We start from the raw sequence: 22,094 nt of genomic DNA on the forward strand, positions 1-22,094 counted from the left end.
CAAGCTCGTAAACAACAAGAAGAACAAAAAGCACAGCAAGCTCAAACACAACCAGCTAATGGTAATACTGATAGTGCATACTACAAAAATTGTGCTGCAGTTAGAGCAGCTGGGAAAGCTCCTTTACATAAAGGGCAACCAGGTTATAGCTCTCATCTTGATCGTGATGGCGATGGAATTGCATGTGAAAAATAGTAATAAAAAAGAAGCTTTTACTAAGCTTCTTTTTTATTAACGTAAAATATTACCACTTATTACTTTCCCCCTTATTTTAATAACATTCTTCTTATTATTCTCAAAAACGACACAGAATAAGTGATTTCAATCACTACATAGATTTTAATTTATCGCTATTCTTAATTTAGATATTACATTAAAACTTTATGGAGGCATTCATATGGAACATACATTTACTGAAACTTCAATTGTTGGTGAGATTGTTACACAATTTCCGAAAGCTAGTGATCTTTTTAAATCATATAGAATAGATTTTTGTTGTGGCGGTAATAAGCCACTTATTGATGCAATTCATGAAAGAAATTTATCAGCTACTGAAGTGCTTACAGAGTTAAATACGCTTTATCATAATACGAAACGATTAAATGAATCGGAAATTGATTGGAAAAATGCTTCTTATCGTGAATTGATTGATTATGTTATAAATAAGCATCATCGCTATTTAAATGAAGAATTACCACAGTTAAGCCCATATGTGACAAAAGTATTACGTGTTCATGGGGCAAGTCAGCCTCATTTAGCTCAAATTCATAAGCTATTTCATGAACTTAAAATGGAATTAGAACAGCATTTAATTAAAGAAGAAATGGAAGATTTCCCATTAATTTTAGAATTTGAACAAAATCCAACTGATGAAAATTATACAAAGTTACGTAAAGTAGTGGATGAACTAGAAAATGAGCACAATCATGCCGGAAATATTATAAAAGAACTTCGTAAAGTGACAAATGACTTTACTCCTCCAGAAGGCGCTTGCGGTACTTATCGACTTGTCTACCAACGTCTTGAAGCTCTAGAGTCTGATTTATTTGAGCATATTCATTTAGAAAATAATATTTTATTTCCGCGTGCCATTACGAAAGCATAAATCAAGTGCAGGACATGAGTGTAAATACTTATGGCCTGCTTTTTCGTTTTGCGAAAAATATTCACATCCCCTTCACATAAAACCGAATTTTAACAATTTGTGAATCATTATAAAAATGTGATAAATATCACATCTTCCCCTTATTTGATTTTCTATAATAAAAATATAATCCTTTGTTCAATATTTCACATAAAAAGGGGAAACGAAAATGAAAAAACGTTTAGTTATGATCGGAAATGGTATGGCTGGCATTCGCTGTATGGAAGAAATCTTAAAACATGATAGTGATTCATATGAGATTACTATTTTTGGAGATGAACCGCATCCAAACTACAACCGCATTATGCTTTCTCATGTTTTACAAGGCAAAACAAATATGCAAGATATCATTATGAATGAATACAGTTGGTATGAAGAAAACGAAATAACTTTGTATACGAATGAAAGAGTTCAAAGTATTAACCGAGAAGAAAAAATTATTATTACAGAAAAGAAGCGTACTCTTACATACGACAAGCTCATTATCGCAACAGGTTCTAGTGCTTTTATTTTACCTGTTGAAGGTTCCGCACTTTCTGGTGTAACAGGATTTCGAACTATTGAAGATACACAATTTATGATAGATACCGCTAAAGAAAAGAAAAAGGCCGTTGTCATTGGTGGCGGGTTACTCGGTTTAGAAGCCGCAAGAGGTCTAATTGATTTAGGAATGGACGTACATGTTGTTCATTTAATGCCTAGCTTAATGGAGCAACAACTAGATACGAAAGCAGCTGCTCTTCTGCGTGAAGATTTAGAAGCACAAGGCATGAAGTTTTTAATGGAAAAGAAAACTGTAAAAATTCTTGGTACAGACCATGTTGAGGGCATTCAATTTGAAGACGGTGAAGTTGTAGATTGTGATTTAATCGTAATGGCTGTCGGAATACGCCCAAATACGCAAATAGCAAAAGATGCTGGTCTAATTGTAAATCGCGGTATTGTAGTCAATGACTATATGCTAACAAATGATGAGTCCATTTATGCAGTTGGAGAATGTGCAGAACATGACGGTATCGCATATGGACTTGTTGCTCCTCTTTATGAACAAGGTGCGATATTAGCAAAACATATAACAAATTTACAAACTGATGGATATTCGGGCAGTATCGTCGGTACACAATTAAAAGTTGCTGGTTGTGATTTATTCTCTGCTGGCCAAATTTATGAAGATGATCAAACGAAAGCAATATCCATCTTTAATGAATGTAAACGTTCCTATAAAAAAGTATTAATTCGTGATAATAAAGTCGTCGGTATCGTTTTATACGGTGATACAGCTGACGGTACCCGCCTCTTTAGCATGTTAAAGAAAGAAGAAGATATACAAGAATATACACCAGCTTCCATTCTTCACAAAGCTGGTGAAGAATGTGAACTTGACGTTGCTACTATGAGTGCGGATGACACAATTTGCGGATGTAATGGTGTTACGAAAGGCACAATCGTTCACGCCATTTTAGAACAGGAGTTAAAGACTTTTGAAGAAGTTAAAGCCTGTACGAAAGCCGCAGGGTCTTGTGGTAAATGTCGTCCGCTTGTAGAACAAGTTTTATCTCATACACTTGGAGATGCTTTTGATGCTTCTGCACAGTCTACCGGTATGTGCGGATGTACACCTTTATCACGTGATGAAGTCGTAGCGGCCATTCATGAGAAAGGTTTAAAATCTCCAAAAGAAGTACGAAACGTTCTTGGTTTTGTACATGAAGATGGATGTTCGAAATGTCGTCCTGCTTTAAACTACTATTTACGTATGGCGATTCCAGAAGAATATGAAGATGATAAATCATCCCGTTTCGTGAATGAAAGAATGAATGGTAACATCCAGCACGATGGTACCTTCTCTGTTATTCCACGTATGTACGGAGGCGTTACAACAGCAGATGATTTAATGAAAATTGCTGAAGTTGCGAAAAAGTACGATGTTCCACTTGTGAAAATTACAGGTGCGAGCCGAATTGGCTTATACGGTGTTAAGAAACAAGATTTACCTAACGTATGGGCTGAATTAAATATGGCTTCTGGATATGCGTATTCAAAATCTCTTCGTAATGTAAAATCATGTGTTGGCTCTCGTTTCTGCCGTTTCGGTACGAAAGATTCATTAGGACTTGGTATGTTGCTTGAACAATCATTAGAAATGGTAGATACACCTCATAAAATGAAGATGGGTGTAACGGGCTGTCCGCGTAACTGTGCGGAAGTACTGACGAAAGATTTTGGCGTTGTTTGTGTCGAAAATGGATACCAACTTTATATTGGCGGAAATGGTGGTACGGAAGTACGCGAAGCTGATTTTGTAATGATTGTCCCTACTGAAGATGATGTCCTTCGCATCGCTACAGCTTACATGCAATATTATCGTGAAACTGGTATTTATGGAGAGCGTACTGCCTACTGGACAGAACGATTAGGCTTCGATCACATAAAGGAAATACTGCAAGATGCAAATATGGTCACTAAGTTAAATGAACGTTTCCAAAAAGCTCGTGGCACATATAAAGAAGCATGGGGACAAGCACTAGAAACGAAATCATTAAAAGCGATGTATGAAGTAGAAACTGTGAAATAAGGAGCTGTGATCTATATGATACAAACGAAAGAAAAAATAAAAGTTATGCGTGCAGAAGACCTTCCTATTCAAATCGGTAAAGAGGTACAAATGAAAGGTATGTCTATCGCCCTATTCCGCCTTTCAAATGGCGATATTCAAGCTGTAGAAAATCGTTGTCCTCATAAAAACGGGCCATTAGCGGAAGGTATTGTATCTGGAGAATTCGTCTTTTGTCCACTACATGATTGGAAAATTTCACTACTAACAGGTGAAGTTCAAAAACCTGATGATGGTTGTATTCAAACGTATGAAGTAGAAGTTATTGACGGAGATATTTATATATACATGTAATTTACAAAAGGAAGCCTCCCCTGGCTTCCTTTTAAATAAAAATAGACGAGGTGCGAATATGAACGGATATGTATATTTAGTTGGTGCAGGACCAGGTGATGAAGGGCTTATTACAAAAAAAGCGATAGAGTGCTTAAATCGTGCAGATATCGTCTTATATGACCGCTTATTAAACCCTTCCTTTCTTAATTATACAAAAGAAACATGTGAACTTATTTATTGCGGAAAAATGCCAAAGAATCATACTATGCGTCAAGAAATGATTAACGCACACCTCCTTCAATTTGCGAAAGAGGGAAAAATCGTAGTCCGCTTAAAAGGCGGAGATCCATCTATTTTTGGCCGTGTTGGTGAAGAAGCAGAGACTTTAGCATCAGCAAATATTCCATATGAAATTGTACCAGGTATTACATCTAGCATCGCCGCTAGTATCTATGCAGGTATTCCCCTCACCCACCGTGACTACAGTAATAGCGTCACTTTATTAACCGGACATGCAAAAGGTCCTTTAACCGACCATGGAAAATATAATTCATCTCACAATAGCGACACAATTGCCTACTACATGGGTATAGAAAACTTACCTACAATTTGTGAAAACTTACTACAAGCAGAAAAAAAAGAAGATACGCCAGTAGCAGTCATTGAATGGGGTACAACTGGTAAACAGCGCGTTGTCACAGGGACACTGTCTACCATTGTTTCTATTGTCAAAAACGAAAATATTTCTAATCCTTCTATGACAATTATTGGTGATGTCGTTTCCTTACGGGATCAGATCGCTTGGAAAGAACGTAAACCATTACACGAGAAAAAAGTTTTATTTGCATCTGCAACGAATAAAACAAGTTCAATGAAGCAAAAGTTACAAGAAGCCGGTGCAGAAATATATCAAATTCCTACTTTCAAAAAGGTAGAATACACATTAACACTTGAACAAATCAATGAAATTTTTAACGTTAATCGTCTTGTTTTTTGTTCAGCTGAAAGTGTAGAAATATTGATGCAATCATGTAGTAAACACCAAAAAGATATTCGTTCTTTACAAGCGCAACTACAACATATGAACGTTGCCACTCAAGAAAAACTTATGCAATATGGGCTACTAAGTAAACAAGCAGAGTTCTCTTCCAATACAACAGTTTATTTAGGACGAAACATTAACCGAATTGCTTTTATACAAGAAAAAATTGGTGCTGGTTCCTATATGATGACTCATGAGTACACAATTGATCATCGCTTCGATGAAATTCATTCACGTATGCTTTCTGAATTCTCATGGGATAGCATTGTATTTGAAGGTCGTGCTTCTATTGATACGTTTCTAGCAGAAATAAAACGCCTTGGCTTTATCAATATTCTTACTCTCCCATTCTCGTATACCGACGTTCCAACTTTATACTATGCAAATAAAGTTGGGTTTCATAACGTAGATCATCAATTACAAGAAACTCTTATGAAGAAAGACATGGTGAGACAATGAAAGGAATTGTATATGTTGGACATGGGAGCCGGCTACAAGAAGGTAATGAACAATTCATTCAATTTATTCAATCTGTTATGAAAGAGCGAAACGAAAGAATTCAAAAAATAGCTTTTCTAGAACTAACGACACCTACTATTTCGGATGCAGTTACAGAAACGATAATAGAGGGAGTAACTGAAATAATGATTGTACCTGTTTTATTATTTGCAGCAGCTCACTATAAACGTGATATTCCTTTTGAAATAGAACAACTACAAAAGAAATATCCACAAATAACATTTTCAGTTGTACCTCCTTTTAGTACACATCCACATATGGTGGAACTTGTAGTGAAAAGAATACGTGATGCTATGCCAATGCAAAATAGTAGTATTTTACTCGTAGGACGAGGCAGTAGTGATACACAACCGATACATGAGTTACAACTAATCGGAGCAGCTGTCGAACGAAAACTTGGTATGCCAGTATCCTGTTCCTTTTTAACGAAAGGAACTCCCTCTTTTACTGCCGAGCTCAAGGATATAACATCGACTGCGTCCCATGTATATGTCATGCCATACCTTCTCTTTACCGGATTATTACTTCAAAAAATTGAATTGCATACAAAAAAATATAATCATGTTACGACTTGTAACTGTCTTCAGTTTGATACATATATGAAACTAACATTGTTAGAACGAATGGAGGAATGCATATATGTATAACATGTACCCTCTTATGTTTAATCTACAAAATAAAGTCGTTGTTATCATTGGTGGAGGTAAAATTGCATATCGAAAAGCGTCTGGATTAAAAGATACAGGCGCTTTCGTCACTGTTGTCAGCCCAGAAATTTGCGAGGAAATGAAGGAACTTTCTTATATTACTTGGAAGCAAAAAGCTTTTAGTAATGATGATATTAAAGATGCTCACCTTATTTATGCAGCTACAAATCAACACGCTGTAAATATGATGGTCAAACAGGCCGCTCATGATTTCCAGTGGGTTAACGTTGTAAGTGATGGTACAGAATCATCTTTTCACACACCTGGCGTTATAAGAAATAATGAATATGTTGTCACTATTTCAACTTCTGGTAAAGATCCATCATTTACGAAGCGTTTGAAGCAAGAACTAACATCTATATTGCCTAAACTTATAAAAAAGATTTCTCGTACACATAAATTGTAATCTATTTCTTAGTTAAAATAGTAATTACCTTTGGACAAACGTTTTTTAGGGGACGTTTGTTCTTTTTGTTGTAGTTCCGTTCTTTTATTTCACAAGCAATCTATGAAGAAAATAAATGGTGTTTGCAACTTGTAAACAAATAAATTTCATGACAAGTGTAACATTACGAGCAACTCTTTCTATTCAGTTTTTATATTGGATATTCATTCAACCAAATTAGCGCTTGTTCATAATCATCAAAAAACTCCACGGATTCTTTTGTATTGGATTGTTGTAAATACTTCAGTATCTCTCCTTCTTCAAGAAGAAATGCAATTGCCTTACTATGATTCAAAATGGTTTCATTGAAGAACTTATCTTTCCATACTTTTTGAACAGAAAAATGATTTGGGGTATACCCTTTTCTATCCACCAACACTTTGTATTTCCGACCCTCAGAAATAAATTGCTGACAAACCTGCTCAAAATCATTAAACCATTCATACACATCTTCTGTATTAATCTGGCCAATTAGATGGGTAACAATCAAATCTCCTGAAACTATTGTGCTGATATTCTGTTTACTCAACTTTTAATCATCTCCCTTAGTGGCAATTATGCATAAAATTCTTACTTGACACTCCCACCCCATCGCTATCACCCTAAGCTCATATAACTTTAATTATAAGCGAGATTGTGTCTTTTTTTCGCAAGTCTATATGTAAATACTTTAAAGATTTCCATACGAAATAAACCCTAATAAGTTTCTTTTTTTGAATTAAATCACTAGATTTTGAAACATGGTACAATTGTAAACGACACCCAATATATGAAAGACTGCTTTCTTCTCATATCTATAGGACTTCTGTCCATCATTTACCGCCTCAAATCTTTTCGTTTTTGCACGTATATTCAAAACAAAATATATGATAAATAAATAACGACAGTTACTGTAATAATGCTGAAAATTGTTGAAAATAAAACGATTTGTGCATGTAATTCAGGCTCTATTTGATATTCCATAGCAATGGTTGATGTATTTCTTGAAGTAGGAAAAGAACTTGCAATAAATAACGATTGTGCAACAATACCATCGATGTTTAGTATGTATATTACAGCAAGTGCTAATAATGGTCCCATCAGTAACCTTCCAATTAAAGCCCATGTTATGACTCGATGGAAAAAATTAAGTTTAATGTTGGATAATTGCGCCCCTAGCAATATGAGTGCTATTGCAACAAAACCATTCGCAAGCTGATTAAGAGGTAGCAAGATAGAATTAGGTATTTGAATTTTAAAAGATTGAAAGAGAACCCCTAATACGAGCGCATGAAATACAGGCAGTCTTAGAAATGATTGAATAATACCTCCGATTGTTTTTGTTGCTGATAGTAAGTTATATATCCCATATGAATAAGTTAAAAGATTCTGGAAAATCACAATAAAAATCTGAATGGAAACCCCCCACTGGATTGTGACTGAAAATCAATTGACTTACTGGTAACCCATAATTACCGGAATTCATTAACGAAATGCTATTTTTTAGAGCTGCACTTTCTCCTTTTTCTAACTTTAATGTTTTTGAAATGAAATGACTTACTATGATCAGACTCAGACTATAAAGCATTAAATAGTATATTATTTGGAGCAACAAACCTGTCTCTATACTAATATCATATATATTCACAAATACAGCCGCTGGCATTAAGCAATAAGTAATAAGTGTAGAAAGCTGCTTTAAGTTAAATTGGAACTTTCTTTGTAAGATTGCACCAATTAGCATTAATATTAATATTGGTAATATTACGTCTAGTATAATAAAAACAAACATGTAAAACCTCATTCTAAATATATTTTAGTTGGATTAAACACTTTACTAAATATGAATCACATTTAATCAGTCGGAAAACCCCTTCAATTCTCAATAATCAGAAAAACTTAAACCAATAATATGAAAATGTGCATCAAAAATTCTTATTTCATTTCCCTCTCCTCTCTTTTCTTTAACATACCAAATATAACTCATAAAGAAAATTATGGATTATTTATACAAATTCATAATTTTATCTTATTGACCTAAACTATCTTCTTTATTTTAAGTATACTTTTTCACAATATCCATTAACCTTACCAAAAAATTTGGCCCTAAAAAAATCTGATAATGCAGTTACTATGCGAAGGATACTTGCATCAATCCTATACTTGTCGCTTAAACTACCTAACACACCTGATACTTGTTTATCTTGAGTGGACTTATATTTTTTTCATCTAAACATCCCGATTCAATTAAATATTTGCATTCTAAAAATGAGTTCGATCTTTAGAATAGATTTAAGATTTCCTTAATTAATCTGCCCTTTAATTGAATAACTTTTGACATCTTCATTTTAAAAGCACATTCTTATAGAAAACAAGCGTTTATTGAGAGATCAATAAAAACATGTTGAAGCCTATTACTAAAAGAACCATCCCAAAATACTTTGGGATGGTTCTTTTTCCTTATTAATGATTTTTTAACATCACTAACAGCTTTTCTTGACTATACATCCACACTGTAATGATTAAACAAGCAAGTGCGACTTCTGATAATGCCATAAATCCAATTGCATAATGGCCTGTTAGTTGGAATAGTAATGTTAAAATTAGGGGCGGGAAGAACCCTCCTAGTCCCCCTAAAGCTGAAACGAGTCCATTTACAATACCTGCTTGTTCTGAGAAGTACATTGGAACGAGTTTAAAGATTGTACCATTACCAATGCCTGCACAAAATGCGACTAGTAAGCAACCAAATGTATACACGTTCATACTAGGCATGAATGATAAAATAATACCTGAAAGTGTTAAACCGATAAATACGAAGATTAATATTTTAAATGGATTAAACTTATCGCCGAGCCAACCACCAATCGGACGCATAATTGTTGCGAGTACGATGAATCCTGCAGTTCGCATACCAGCATCTACTTTCTCTAATCCGAAGTGAGATACTAAAAAGTTTGGTAAGTATACTGTAAATGCGACAAATGATCCGAATGTTAAAAAGTAAAAGATACATAAAAACCAAAGTTTCTCATTTTTATATACACCTTTTATTTGTTCCATTAATGGTGTATTCACCTTTTTCTCCCTACGATCACCTAATAAAAAATTCATAAGTGCAAATGCTGCAAGTAAAACTAAATAACATTGTACTGTCGTTCTCCAGCCAACTGAAGTTGCGATAACAGGCGCTAAAAATGAAGTAATTGCTGTTCCGGCGTTACCGACACCGTAAATACCATTTACAAAACCGTGACTCTCTTTCGGAAAGTATTTTGGTAAAGAAGTTACTCCTACAGAGAATACAGCACCACCGATTCCTACAAATAATCCACCAATAATTAAATCCATCATAGAATTGGCAACACTAATATAAAAGACAGGAAGTAATAATAGAATAAAACTAATAAAGAATAATTTTCTTGCTCCGAAACGATTTGTCCAATAACCAATTGGAATGCGAAGAACAGAACCTAAAATAACGGGTACTGCTGTGACCATAGAAATTTGCCCCGCAGTTAATGGGATATCCACTTTAATATAAGGCATTAATGATGATAAAATGACCCATACCATAAAACCTATAATTAGATTAGAAGTTTGTAAACTTAATTGAAAATTAGGACTTTTCATCCTGTTCCCTCCTATGTATACGTAGTTATATTCATTCCCTCCAGCCTAATCACGTTCTTACATGATTAGGCTGAAAAGAATCAACCACCACTTACTGGCGGAATCATCGCTACGATATCGCCAGTTTGAATGATGTCATCCTCATTTGCGTATTCTTCATTTATCGCGACCATAATCTCGTTTGAAATTGCTACATTATATTCCTTAATCAGAACTTCCTTCAGCTTCGCAACTGTAATATTTTCACAATCTATGTGTAATGCTGGCTTACTTACTTCTTCTTGTAAATGTGCAAATAATAGTACTTCAATCATATACTCATCCCCTTTCCAGGCTCACCATTTGCATATGTTACCTTCTCTAACTGATCACCTATCCATGACTCACCATCTTCCCAAAACTCTTTCTTCCAAATTGGAACAATTTGTTTAATACGCTCCATAATATATTCGTTCGCCTCATATGCAGCTTTCCGGTGTGGTGTAGAAACAGCGACAACAACAGCAAGGTCAGAAATTTGTAATGTACCAATGCGATGTGTAATGGCGACAAATGTCCCAGGCCACCTCTCTCCTACTTCAGTACCAATTCTCTCAAGTTGTTTTTCTGCCATTGTTTTATATGCTACATACTCTAAATGTAGCGTACGACGCCCTTTCGTAAATTCTCTAACAGTACCAACGAAAGTAGTAACTGCGCCGCACTCACGACGAATTACTTTGTTTGTAACTTCCTCAATTGAAATAGGTGTATCAATTACTTCATAATACGTTTGTATCATTTTGCACCTCTTATCTTTGTATAAGTTAGTAATCTATTTTTCTATTATTTGTATGATCGAAGTGGTTCTTCCCACGGCCACTCACTTCCAGCGTTTGATTCTAATAACAGTACCGAAACAGTTATTCCTGCTTCAAATCCTCTCGTTCCTCCTGGCAGGACGATAAATGCGTTCGCCTCTGCAAGTGAAGAAATTGCACTAGATTTATCTAAACCAACTGGTGTAACTTGTAATTGACCATCTACAAATTCCACTCTCCCTCTTACAAAACGAGTAAACGGATTTGCTTTCGAAATGTCTTTCTGTAATATTGCCTCTGCACGATATATGTGCGGATCTTTCCTATGCAAGTATGTTCCAATGACAGGTCGAACAAACAATTCACATCCGACATAACAAGCAGAAGGATTACCAGATAGACCAAATAATAGTTTTCCCTCTAACTCAGCTACAGTTGTCACACTTCCTGGTCGCATCGCTATTTTGTTAAAAAGTACATTAGCTTGTAATCTCTCATAAATAGCCGGTAAATAATCATAGTCTCCTACTGAAACGCCACCAGTTGTAATTAATATATCAACTTCTTTTATCGCTTTTTTTACAGTGTTATAACACGTCTCAAAATTGTCAGCGAATTGCCCATAATACTGTACAATTCCACCTGCTCGTTCAATTTGAGCAGCTACCATATAAGAGTTACTATTTCGAATCTTCCCTGGCTTTAATTGTTCATGTACTTCGAGCAGTTCACTTCCTGTCGTTACAATTCCAATGACTGGCTGTTTTACAACATATACCGTACTATAACCAAACGTAGCAAGAAGCGCTGCAACTCCAGGATTAATAACAGTCCCTTTTTTCACAAGGATGCTATTTTGGTTTACATCTTCTCCTTTAAGAGAAATGTTATCGCCAGAAGAGAAAGAGCGTTTTAATACCATATAAATCTTTTTGTTTTCTTCAAATCCTTCCGTTAGCTCTAACATAACAACCGCATTACACCCTTCCGGAATTGCGGCACCTGTCATAATACGGACAGCTTGAAATGCTTTCACTTCTTCTGTAAAAACAAAGCCTGCTCCAATTTCGCCAATTACTTCAAACTGAATGGGGTTACTACTACTCGCTTCTTTTGTATCTTCCGCTCGAATCGCAAACCCGTCGTACGGAGAGCGATCAAAATGCGGAACATCATGATCTGCAATAACATCTTCTCCAAGTGTTCTACCGTAGCTTTCTATAAGAGAAACCTTTTCTATTTCACCTTGGTAAGCATATTCCATTACACGTGCAACTGCTTCTGCCACTGGAATTGGTATACGTTTTTCTAACATTCTTTTTTCACCTCGTTTTAATAAGGGGCAACTCTCTTTCTGTTCATCCTATATATTTTGCGTATAATCGTTTTGCTATTTTCACATCATTTGTTCCATGAATAAATGCCCTACCGTCTGTAAATAAAACGAAACGATATTCATCAATTAGAAATGATAGTAAGTAAGGCGTTTTTTGGACAAGTACACTTTTTTGTAATCGTTTTTGAACTTCCTCTAAATGAAGAACACGTTTTATCCCTGGACGGATTTGAACCGTATTCCGTCCACATAGCACTTCCGTTTTCATCTGTGCTTCAAATGTTAAACTTGGATACGTGCGTGTATTTCCACAAGATGGACATGTATTTTTCTTCTGTCTATTTACTTTTAATGAGAGATATTGATTGTTCCAAATATCAAATGATAACATTGTCCCTCTTAATGATTCATAATCATCCACCAATATTTTCATCGCCTCTGTAACTTGGTGAGCAACAACCATTTGTACAGCTGGCTGAATGATTCCGGCTGTATCGCATGTTGCACCGCCCATAGGATGATCCATTAGACAGCGAAAACATGGTGTTTTCCCAGGAAGAATTGTATACGTTACACCGTAACTCCCAATGCATCCGCCATATATCCAAGGTATATTTTCTTTTTGTGAAATGTCATTTATAAGTAGACGCGTATCGAAATTGTCAGTCGCATCTAATATGAGATCCACATCTTTTGTTAACTCTTCTATTTCTCGCATTGTGACATCTGTTACAACTGGTACAATTTCCACTTCAGAATTAATCTTTCTTACATGTTCTGCTGCTGCAATTGCTTTTGGTTTACACTGCTGCGCATCTTCTTCTGTATATAACTGCTGCCGCTGTAAATTACTCCATTCGACGTAGTCACGATCAGCAATTGTCAATTTCCCAATTCCCATCCTAGCAAGTGCTTCTGCATTCGCAGCTCCTAGCGCACCCGCACCGATTAGGAGCACATGCTTTTCTCTTATTTTTCTTTGTCCCATTTCACCAATTCCAGAAAACAACACTTGTCTTGAATAACGCTCTTGCATAAGAAATCCTCCTTTCACTATCCACCAATGTAAGACATTTCAACTTTTGGACGTTTACTTGTATTCTCAACCGTTCTTTCATCTGAATATCGATCTGTTCTATATCGCCATGTATCATTTAAAATTTTTAATAGTGATGCATCAGAAATATTTTCTCGAAGAAGCGTTCGCAAATCCGTTCCTTTCGCTCCAAATAGGCACGTGAAAAACTTGCCGTCTGCCGAAATACGAGCTCTCGTACAAGAAGAACAAAATGACTCAGAAACAGAAGTAATAAATCCAACTTCTGCATTACTCCCTACATATCGATACAATTTCGCAACCTCTCCAAAATAACGAGGCTGAGCGGGCTCAATTGGATATACACGATTAATTTTCTCTATTAATTGTTCCTTCGTAATGACTTCTTCAAAATTCCATCCGTTTGTACTGCCTACATCCATAAACTCAATGAAACGGAGCTGAATTTCTTTTTCTTTAAAATAACGAGCCATATGAAGAATTTGACTATCATTCATCCCTTTTTTTACGACCATATTTACCTTTACTTCTAATCCAGCAGCATTTGCTGCTTCTATTCCTTTCAGTACAGGTTTTGTACTTACATTTCTTCCGTTAATTTTTTTGAAGACATGGTCCTCTATCGCATCTAAACTAATATTTACACGTTTTAATCCCGCGTCTTTTAGCGCCTTAGCTTGTTTTGCTAAATGAATTCCGTTTGTTGTGAGTCCAATGTCTTTTAAGCCTTCTAGATTTGTAAGTCTTGCAATTAATTTCGGTAAGTCTTTACGCAATAAAGGTTCACCGCCAGTAAGCCTAATTTTATTAACTCCCATACTTATAAATAATCTAGCTAACCTTTCTATTTCATTAAATGTTAATAAACACTCTTTCTGTAAAAAAGCATAATCAGGTCCGAACACTTCAGCAGGCATACAATATGTGCACCTAAAATTACAACGATCAATAACTGAAATGCGTAAATCTTGAAGTGGCCGCTTTAAAGAATCTTTCATGTTCTCGTGCATCTATATCCCTTCTTTTCTGCTGCAATCCTTAGTAAGCTTTCATTTTTTTATTTGCCTTCATTATAAAAAAGAAGCTACATATTCAATGTGACTTTTCTCACATCACTTTCCCCATTCAAAAAATTTTCACAAATCCGTTCGCATTTTGTTCACATCTTTAGCCACTCCTCCTTACGGTCATTGAAATTTCAATTTATTTTTAAATAGCTCTTGCATTTTCATCATACTTACACTCAAAATAGGAAATGTATTGCTTATAAGAAGAAAGGTGATCACTGTGGCAAACAGTATGACATTATCTCAAGATTTAAAAGAATTACTTGCATCTGTTGAATATAAAATGCAGATAAAAAAAGGTAGTTTTATTTTTCAAGAAGGTATGGAGGCAACAGAACTCTATATCATTCACTCAGGGAAAGTACAAATTAGTAAACTTAGTGCTGACGGACAAGAATTAACACTTCGAATTTGTTCGGAATATGACATTATTGGAGAATTAACATTGTTCACGGATAATGCAAAATATTTATTAAACTCAAAATGTCTTGAAGATGTTGAAGTAGGTGTAATAAAACGTGAAGCGTTAGAAAAAGCATTACTCCAAAAACCCGCTCTTGTATTTGAATTTATGAAATGGATTAGTGAACATTTAAGAAGAATGCAAACGAAGTTCCGAGATTTAGTATTACACGGCAAAAAAGGTGCCCTGTACTCTACTCTTATACGAATGACAAATAGTTACGGTGTATTAAAAGAAAATGGTATTCTCATCGATTTACCATTAACGAATCAAGAACTCGCTAATTTCTGTGCAACTTCACGTGAAAGTGTAAATCGAATGTTAAATGAATTAAAAAAGCAAGGTACAATTTCAATTCATAAAGGAAAGATTACAATCCACGATTTACAATTTTTAAAATGTGAAATTGCTTGTGAAGATTGCTCTGCTTCTGTTTGTAGCATTGATTAGCATCTTATTTAGATGCTAATCTTTTTTCAATTTAAACTACTTATTAACATTTATTCCCTATGTAAACAAAAACGAGGCCTTCCATATTAGACCTCGTTTCGTTTTAACCATTAGCTCCTATCCGTTTACAGCAGTATTATTTTTTCAACTCATTAGGAATACGTCTTCTGTAAATCACATAACTACGGCTTACATATTTAATTGGGGCACTAAATACATGTACAAGTCTTGTAAATGGCCACACTGCGAAAAGCCCCATCCCTGCGAGAATGTGAATTTTAAACCATATTGGTACTTCCATCATATATTCAACTTTCGGTTGGAAAATAAAGAGACTTCGGAACCAAGGGCCAATCGTTGTACGATAATCAAATCCTTTTGAATCGATATTTAAAAATGTTGAGGAAAGTCCTGCTAGCATTACGATAAGTAATAAAATAAGCGCAATATAATCTCCCTTTGTACTCGTTGCAATGATACGTTTTACAGTTACGCGGCGGTACGTTAATATAATTAAACCGCTAATAGAAGCAACACCTGCCGGAAGCCCAAAACTAATTGCTACTACATGATACATATGCTCAGAGATACCTACTGAACGGTATACAGCTTCTGGAATTAAAATCCCCATAACATGACCGCCAATTACGAACATGATCCCAAAGTGAAATAATAGACTTCCGAGTCGGAGCATTTTCTTTTCTAATAGTTCACTAGATTTTGATGTCCATCCAAATTGATCATAGTTGTATCTAAAAATATGTCCACCGATAAAGATTGCAAAAATGATATAGGGAAACAATACCCATAGAAATTGATCCATCATTTTAACAACTCTCCTTTCTAATTTGTCTGTACACCCCATGTTTCGATAGCGAGTAGAACAGCCGCAAGAATTGGTTCATACATACTGTCTGCTTCTTTTAATTGAACGTGTAACGCTTGTATATTCTCCGTGTATTTACTCATAATTGATTCACTGTCTATCTCATTTGCATTTGCAAAGAACTCAAGCAATAGCGGTAAATAATCAGGTAATTCTTTATCTGTTACTTCAAAACCAGATTTTTTATAATGCTGTTTTAACTCCAGTAATTCAATACCTCTTTCTCTTTGTTCACCAGTGTTCATATAAGTAAGATACATATTTGTTTTCTTACCAAAATCGAATGTATATACGTAACTATCAATGAGTTGATCATTCGTTTTATTTAGCACTTGCTTTATAAAGGCTGTAAGTGACGCTTTAACGTCTTCCTGTTTTATTGTTTCAACCTCTTCTTGCAATTCAGTTACAGCTTCTCTCCACCCTAGTTCAGGATAGGAGAGAAGAAAAGAAGAACAAGAAAAAGCTGTTTGTAAACTTTGTCTCATAATTTTCTGCCCCCTTTATTTAAGAAATTGTCATACAAGAGCCTGGACCACCTGTGAATGATAAACCACAGCTTCCTTGTTCGCTATATAAATCTGCCACTTGTTCACGGTGAGATGTCGGGATAACGAAGCGATCTTTATATTTCGCAATGGCAAGAAGACGATACATATCTTCTACATCCTGTTTCGTTAAACCAAGTTCTTTTAATACAGCTTCATTTGGCTCTTTATTAATTTGCAGTGCTCTCATATATGTTCGCATAACAGCCATTTTTTTCAATGTAAGACGAATGTGTGATTCATCCCCTGCAGTGAGTAAATTCGCTAAATATTGAATTGGAATACGCATATTATCAATTGCAGGGAAAACCTCTTCTGCTTGCCAGTTACTACCTTTCCCTTCCACCATGTTCATAATTGGGCTAAGCGGAGGGATATACCAAACCATCGGCATTGTACGATACTCCGGGTGAAGAGGCAGAGCAATTTTCCAATCGATAATCATTTTATAGATAGGTGACTGTTGTGCTGCTTTAATCCATTCTTCAGGAATGCCTTGTTTTTTCGCTTCAGCTGCTATTTCTGGATCATTTGGATCTAGGAAAACAGTAAGCTGAGATTCATATAAATCTTTTTCGTCTTCAACAGAAGCTGCTTCTTTTACTTTATCAGCGTCATATAGCATTACTCCAATATACCTGATACGTCCTACACATGTTTCTGAACAAATTGTTGGCATACCAGCTTCAATACGTGGGAAGCACATTGTACATTTTTCAGCTTTATTCGTTTGCCAGTTAAAATACACTTTTTTATATGGACAAGATGATACGCAGAATCTCCATGCGCGACATGCATTTTGATCTACAAGAACAATTCCATCTTCTTCACGTTTATACATCGCACCAGATGGACAAGATGATACGCAAGATGGATTCATACAATGTTCACATATGCGTGGTAAATACATCATAAAGACGTTTTCAAAATCTGTTTTAATTTCTTCTTCCATTTTCTTTACGTTTGGATCTTGCAATCCAGTTATATGTCCGCCTGCTAAGTCATCTTCCCAGTTTGGACCCCATTCAATTTTGTCGATAAATTCGCCTGTAATTGCTGATTTCGGACGAGCAACTGGCTGATGCTTACGCTGCGGACTATTTGTTAACGTTTCATAATCATAGTTCCAAGGTTCAAAGTAATCATCAATCGTTGGTTGATCTGGATTGTGGAAAATATTCATAAGACGTTTCATTTTCGAACCGGATTTTAGCTGAATTTCACCATTTTTCAATTCCCAGCCGCCTTTATATTTCTCCTGATCTTCCCATTGTTTCGGATAACCAATACCTGGTTTCGTTTCTACGTTATTGAAATACATATATTCAGCACCTGGACGATTTGTCCAGGTGTTTTTGCATGTTACGCTACAAGTATGACAGCCGATGCATTTATCTAGGTTCATTACCATTCCGACTTGTGCTTTAATCTTCAAGCCAATCTACCTCCTTCAGTTTACGGATTACAACATTTAAATCACGCTGGTTCCCAGTTGGACCATAATAGTTAAATCCATAACTTAATTGACCATATCCACCAATCATATGTGTCGGTTTTACGTGAATTCGAGTTGGACTATTATGCGTTCCCCCGCGATTACTTGTTAATTTCGTACCAGGTACGTTAATGTGACGATCTTGCGCATGATGCATAAATGCCATTCCTCTCGGTATACGGTGCGTTACAACAGCACGCGCTACAACAACACCGTTACGATTAAAGCACTCAATCCAATCATTATCTGCAACACCCGCTTCAGCAGCGTCCTCTTTATTCATCCAAACAGTTGGACCACCTCTAAATAGCGTTAACATCGGTAATGAATCGAAGTACATACTATGAATCGACCACTTATTATGCGGTGTTAAATAGTTTAATGTAATTTCTTTCCCTTCTACTTCAGGTCGTGATTTACGGAACGGTTTATGTTGCAGAATTGGTTTAAATGTTGCCATCGTTTCACCAAATTCTTTCATCATGTCATGGTCTAAGTAGAAAGATTGTCGACCAGTTATCGTTCTCCAAGGGATGAGACGTTCCACATTTGTTGTAAACGGTGAGTAACGTCGTCCACCTTTTTCTGAACCTGTAAAGGCCGGAGAAGTAATTACTGTTTTCGGTTGTGCTGTAATTTGTTCGAATGTAAAGCATTCTTCTTCACGTTCTTCTGCTAAATCACGTAGTTTTAAATCTGTTTGTTTTTCAAGTGCTTCCCATGCTTTTACTGCCATATGACCGTTTGTTGTAGAAGATAGTGTTAATACCGCTTCAGCAGCATTGATTGCTTCTTTGATGTCTGGACAACCTTTCGCGATAGAATCCGTTCGAACGACTCCTAATTTGCTCTTTAATTGCTCATACTCTTTTTCTGCTGACCAAGAGATCCCTTTCGTACCAATCGGTTGTTTTCCGGCATTTGGTCCAAGCGCAGTCATTTTGTCATAAATCGTTTTATAATCCCTTTCAACAACGTGAATTTGTGGCATCGTTTTACCTGGGATTGGTTCACATTCACCTTTACTCCAATCTTTAATCTTGCCAAGTGGTTGCGCTAATTCTTGCGGTGTATCATGAAGAAGCGGTGTTGCCACAACTTCTTTCATTGGTTCAAGATCGATTTTCTTCGCTAAATCAGACACTGCTTTAGAAAGAGAAGTGAAAATATCCCAGTCAGAGCGCGCTTCCCACGGTGAACCGATTGCCGGATTAAATGGATGTACAAATGGATGCATATCTGTACTGCTTAAATCGTGTTTTTCGTACCAAGTTGAAGCAGGTAAGACGATATCAGAATACAGTGCTGTTCCAGCCATACGGAAATCTAAATTAATGAGTAAATCAAGCTTCCCTTCTGGCGCTTCTTCATGCCACTTTATTTCTTCTGGTCGTAATGAATCACTGTCGTCATTCATTAACCCGTTTGTTGTACCTAATAAATGTTTTAAGAAATATTCATGTCCTTTACCAGAACTCGAAATTAAATTCGCACGCCATACGAATAAGTTGCGCGGGAAGTTGTTTTTGTTATCTGGATCTTCAATCGCAAATTTCAGTTCTTTTTCTTTTAATTTTTGTGCAACATATTTTCCGATTTCTTCTTGCGTTGTTGCACCAGCAGCAACAGCCTCTTTATATAATTCAATTCCATTTTTCTCGAATGTTGGATAAGAAGGTAACCAGCCAAGTCGTGCAGCTAATACGTTGTAATCACCGTGATGTTGATAACGAGAGTTACCTTCAACTGGTGATGCTAAATGTCCAACAGGTGTATCTTCATAACGCCATTGATCTGTTACGAAATAGAAGAAGGATGTACCGTTTTGTAATTTCGGTGGACCTTGCCAATCTTTTGCCATCGCGATTGTTTGCCATCCTTCTGCTGGTCTTAATTTTTCTTGACCAACATAATGAGCCCAACCACCGCCGTTTACACCTTGTGCTCCAACGAGAAGAACAAGATTTAAAACGGCGCGATAAATCGTATCAGAGTTAAACCAATGGTTAATACCCGCTCCGACAATTATCATTGAGCGACCATTCGTATCAACAGCATTTTGTGCGAACTCACGAGCGATTTGAATAATAAGCTCACGTTTTACTCCTGTCATTTTCTCTTGCCATGCAGGTGTAAACGGTATGTCATCATTGAAGTCTTTCGGTTCTTGTCCGCCAAGCCCTCGGTTCACACCGTAATTTGCTAACGTTAAGTCGTATACAGTTGTAACGAACAATTCGCCCTCTTCTGTCATAACCTTTTTCACTGGAATCGTACGTTCTAATACTTTGTTTCCATCATCAGAGAAGTACGGAATTTGTACAGTTCCAATCGCTTCTTCCATTCCAAGTAAAGAAAGACGTGGATCAATCTTTTCACCTGTTTCTTCATCCTCTAAACGCAAGTTCCATTTCTTTTCATTATCCCAACGTGACCCCATTGTGCCGTGAGGTGTGGCAAAATCATTCGTATTCTCGTTCCAAAGAACAGGTTTCCATTCCCCTAACTTCGTTTCTCGTCCAATATCAGAAGCATTTAAGAACCGATCAGCAACGAATTGATCTCCTTTTTGTTTCAATGTGACAAAGAAAGGAAAATCAGTATATTGCTTCGCATACTTTGTGAAATATTCCACTTGATTATCCACGTAAAATTCTTGTAAGATTACGTGTCCCATTGCCATCGCAAGTGCACCGTCTGTACCTTGTTTCACACTAATCCAATCATCCGCAAACTTTGTTGATTCAGCGAAATCAGGACTGACAGAAACGACTTTCGTTCCTTTATATCGAACCTCTGCTAAAAAGTGTGCATCTGGTGTTCTCGTCATTGGTACATTTGAACCCCATGTCATAATGTAACCAGAGTTATACCAGTCACTACTTTCTGGTACATCTGTTTGATCACCCCAAATTTGAGGAGAAGCTGGTGGTAAATCCGCATACCAATCATAGAAGCTAAGCATCGGTCCACCCATAAGTTGCATAAAGCGACTACCAGCAGCATGACTTAACATCGACATAGCTGGAATTGGTGAAAAGCCAACATTTCGGTCTGGACCGTATTTCATTACTGTGTACAGTAATGAAGCTGAAACGAGTTGTAACACTTCATCCCAATTCGCACGAATGAATCCCCCTTTACCACGCGCCTGCTTATACGTACGTGCCTTTTCACGGTTTTCCACAATGCTTTTCCAAGCCTCTAATGGTGACTCGTTATTTTGTAGTTCCTCTTGCCACATACTCCAAAGAACACCACGTACATACGGGTATTTCACACGAAGTGGACTATAAATGTACCAAGAAAAACTCGCTCCACGTGGGCATCCTCGCGGTTCAAAATCTGGCATATCAGGACCTGTAGTCGGATAGTTAAGCTCCTGCCCTTCCCAAGTTACAATTCCATCTTTCACATATATATTCCAGCTACATGAACCAGTACAGTTCACGCCGTGTGTAGAACGAATTACTTTATCATGCTGCCAACGCTTTCTGTACACATTTTCCCATTCGCGATCTTCATATGTTTCTTGTGTATGATTATCGTTATAACGATCTATTGGCGAAAAATATTTTAAACGTCTCATTAGTGCTGAAGTTTTTTTCTTCATACTGTTCACTCCTTTAATAC

Annotated in this window: 19 protein-coding genes and 2 pseudogenes; 8 read left to right on the forward strand and 13 right to left on the reverse strand. The window is 36.3% G+C overall.

Annotated elements, in window-relative coordinates; genetic code table 11:
- The 7 genes from HMPREF2590_RS00175 to HMPREF2590_RS00205 all read left to right on the forward strand — a co-directional run.
- The coding region (locus HMPREF2590_RS00175; RefSeq protein ID WP_141763521.1) for an excalibur calcium-binding domain-containing protein at positions 1-195 on the forward strand (195 nt) is incomplete at its 5' end.
- Between the two features lie 202 nt (positions 196-397).
- Complete coding sequence (gene ric / locus HMPREF2590_RS00180; RefSeq protein ID WP_000401360.1) at positions 398-1,105, forward strand: iron-sulfur cluster repair di-iron protein; 708 nt, start codon at positions 398-400, stop codon at positions 1,103-1,105.
- A 208-nt stretch (positions 1,106-1,313) separates the two neighbouring features.
- Positions 1,314-3,719, forward strand: coding sequence for an NADPH-nitrite reductase large subunit (gene nirB, locus HMPREF2590_RS00185; RefSeq protein WP_050821773.1), 2,406 nt, complete (start codon positions 1,314-1,316; stop codon positions 3,717-3,719).
- A gap of 15 nt (positions 3,720-3,734) precedes the next feature.
- Positions 3,735-4,052: a nitrite reductase small subunit NirD gene (gene nirD, locus HMPREF2590_RS00190; protein ID WP_000616684.1), complete on the forward strand. Its 318-nt coding sequence runs from the start codon at positions 3,735-3,737 to the stop codon at positions 4,050-4,052.
- Positions 4,053-4,110: 58 nt separating this feature from the next.
- The gene (locus HMPREF2590_RS00195) at positions 4,111-5,535 is read left to right on the forward strand and encodes a uroporphyrin-III C-methyltransferase (protein ID WP_001014972.1); all 1,425 of its coding nucleotides are present in this window, start codon (positions 4,111-4,113) and stop codon (positions 5,533-5,535) included.
- Complete coding sequence (locus HMPREF2590_RS00200) at positions 5,532-6,242, forward strand: sirohydrochlorin chelatase (protein ID WP_000676470.1); 711 nt, start codon at positions 5,532-5,534, stop codon at positions 6,240-6,242. The genes HMPREF2590_RS00195 and HMPREF2590_RS00200 overlap by 4 nt, the downstream gene beginning before the upstream one ends.
- A complete protein-coding gene (locus HMPREF2590_RS00205) occupies positions 6,235-6,708 on the forward strand; it encodes a precorrin-2 dehydrogenase (RefSeq protein WP_000282595.1) in 474 nt (157 codons plus the stop codon). The genes HMPREF2590_RS00200 and HMPREF2590_RS00205 overlap by 8 nt, the downstream gene beginning before the upstream one ends.
- Positions 6,709-6,898: 190 nt before the next feature.
- Here HMPREF2590_RS00205 and HMPREF2590_RS00210 read toward each other — a convergent pair whose 3' ends face one another.
- The 9 genes and pseudogenes from HMPREF2590_RS00210 to moaA form a co-directional block, all read right to left on the reverse strand.
- On the reverse strand, positions 6,899-7,276 hold the full coding sequence (locus HMPREF2590_RS00210; protein WP_000043364.1) for an STAS/SEC14 domain-containing protein: 378 nt from the start codon (positions 7,274-7,276) through the stop codon (positions 6,899-6,901).
- Between the two features lie 323 nt (positions 7,277-7,599).
- Positions 7,600-8,518: pseudogene (locus HMPREF2590_RS00215) on the reverse strand (AEC family transporter).
- Between the two features lie 304 nt (positions 8,519-8,822).
- Positions 8,823-8,951, reverse strand: a pseudogene (locus HMPREF2590_RS31035) (PspC domain-containing protein); the annotation flags it as partial.
- Positions 8,952-9,189: 238 nt separating this feature from the next.
- Complete coding sequence (narK, locus tag HMPREF2590_RS00225) at positions 9,190-10,359, reverse strand: nitrate transporter NarK (RefSeq protein WP_000841858.1); 1,170 nt, start codon at positions 10,357-10,359, stop codon at positions 9,190-9,192.
- Between the two features lie 80 nt (positions 10,360-10,439).
- On the reverse strand, positions 10,440-10,673 hold the full coding sequence (gene moaD, locus HMPREF2590_RS00230; RefSeq protein WP_000573673.1) for a molybdopterin converting factor subunit 1: 234 nt from the start codon (positions 10,671-10,673) through the stop codon (positions 10,440-10,442).
- Complete coding sequence (locus HMPREF2590_RS00235; RefSeq protein ID WP_000616828.1) at positions 10,670-11,140, reverse strand: molybdenum cofactor biosynthesis protein MoaE; 471 nt, start codon at positions 11,138-11,140, stop codon at positions 10,670-10,672. Before HMPREF2590_RS00235 ends, moaD begins: the two co-directional genes overlap by 4 nt.
- A 44-nt stretch (positions 11,141-11,184) precedes the next feature.
- Positions 11,185-12,474, reverse strand: coding sequence for a molybdopterin molybdotransferase MoeA (locus HMPREF2590_RS00240; RefSeq protein ID WP_070861253.1), 1,290 nt, complete (start codon positions 12,472-12,474; stop codon positions 11,185-11,187).
- Positions 12,475-12,517: 43 nt separating this feature from the next.
- Entirely contained in the window at positions 12,518-13,531 is a 1,014-nt protein-coding gene (locus tag HMPREF2590_RS00245; protein ID WP_001158128.1) for a molybdopterin-synthase adenylyltransferase MoeB, read from the reverse strand.
- A 17-nt stretch (positions 13,532-13,548) separates the two neighbouring features.
- Positions 13,549-14,562, reverse strand: a complete 1,014-nt coding sequence (moaA, locus tag HMPREF2590_RS00250) for a GTP 3',8-cyclase MoaA (protein WP_000545033.1) — start codon at positions 14,560-14,562, stop codon at positions 13,549-13,551.
- 277 nt (positions 14,563-14,839) lie between these two features.
- Here moaA and HMPREF2590_RS00255 point away from each other — a divergent pair, with 277 nt between their 5' ends.
- Positions 14,840-15,532, forward strand: a complete 693-nt coding sequence (locus HMPREF2590_RS00255; RefSeq protein ID WP_000013866.1) for a Crp/Fnr family transcriptional regulator — start codon at positions 14,840-14,842, stop codon at positions 15,530-15,532.
- 136 nt (positions 15,533-15,668) lie between these two features.
- On the opposite strand, the gene narI is transcribed toward HMPREF2590_RS00255, so the two are convergent.
- The 4 genes from narI to HMPREF2590_RS00275 are packed head-to-tail and all read right to left on the reverse strand — an operon-like array spanning position 15,669 to position 22,074.
- A complete protein-coding gene (narI, locus tag HMPREF2590_RS00260; protein ID WP_000969222.1) occupies positions 15,669-16,358 on the reverse strand; it encodes a respiratory nitrate reductase subunit gamma in 690 nt (229 codons plus the stop codon).
- A 17-nt stretch (positions 16,359-16,375) separates the two neighbouring features.
- Positions 16,376-16,906: a nitrate reductase molybdenum cofactor assembly chaperone gene (gene narJ / locus HMPREF2590_RS00265; protein WP_001249926.1), complete on the reverse strand. Its 531-nt coding sequence runs from the start codon at positions 16,904-16,906 to the stop codon at positions 16,376-16,378.
- Positions 16,907-16,925: 19 nt separating this feature from the next.
- Complete coding sequence (gene narH, locus HMPREF2590_RS00270; protein ID WP_000692664.1) at positions 16,926-18,401, reverse strand: nitrate reductase subunit beta; 1,476 nt, start codon at positions 18,399-18,401, stop codon at positions 16,926-16,928.
- Entirely contained in the window at positions 18,391-22,074 is a 3,684-nt protein-coding gene (locus tag HMPREF2590_RS00275) for a nitrate reductase subunit alpha (protein WP_000730792.1), read from the reverse strand. Before HMPREF2590_RS00275 ends, narH begins: the two co-directional genes overlap by 11 nt.
- Positions 22,075-22,094: the final 20 nt, after the last annotated feature.

The sequence above is a fragment of the Bacillus sp. HMSC036E02 genome (assembly GCF_001836235.1).
GTDB lineage: Bacteria > Bacillota > Bacilli > Bacillales > Bacillaceae_G > Bacillus_A > Bacillus_A cereus.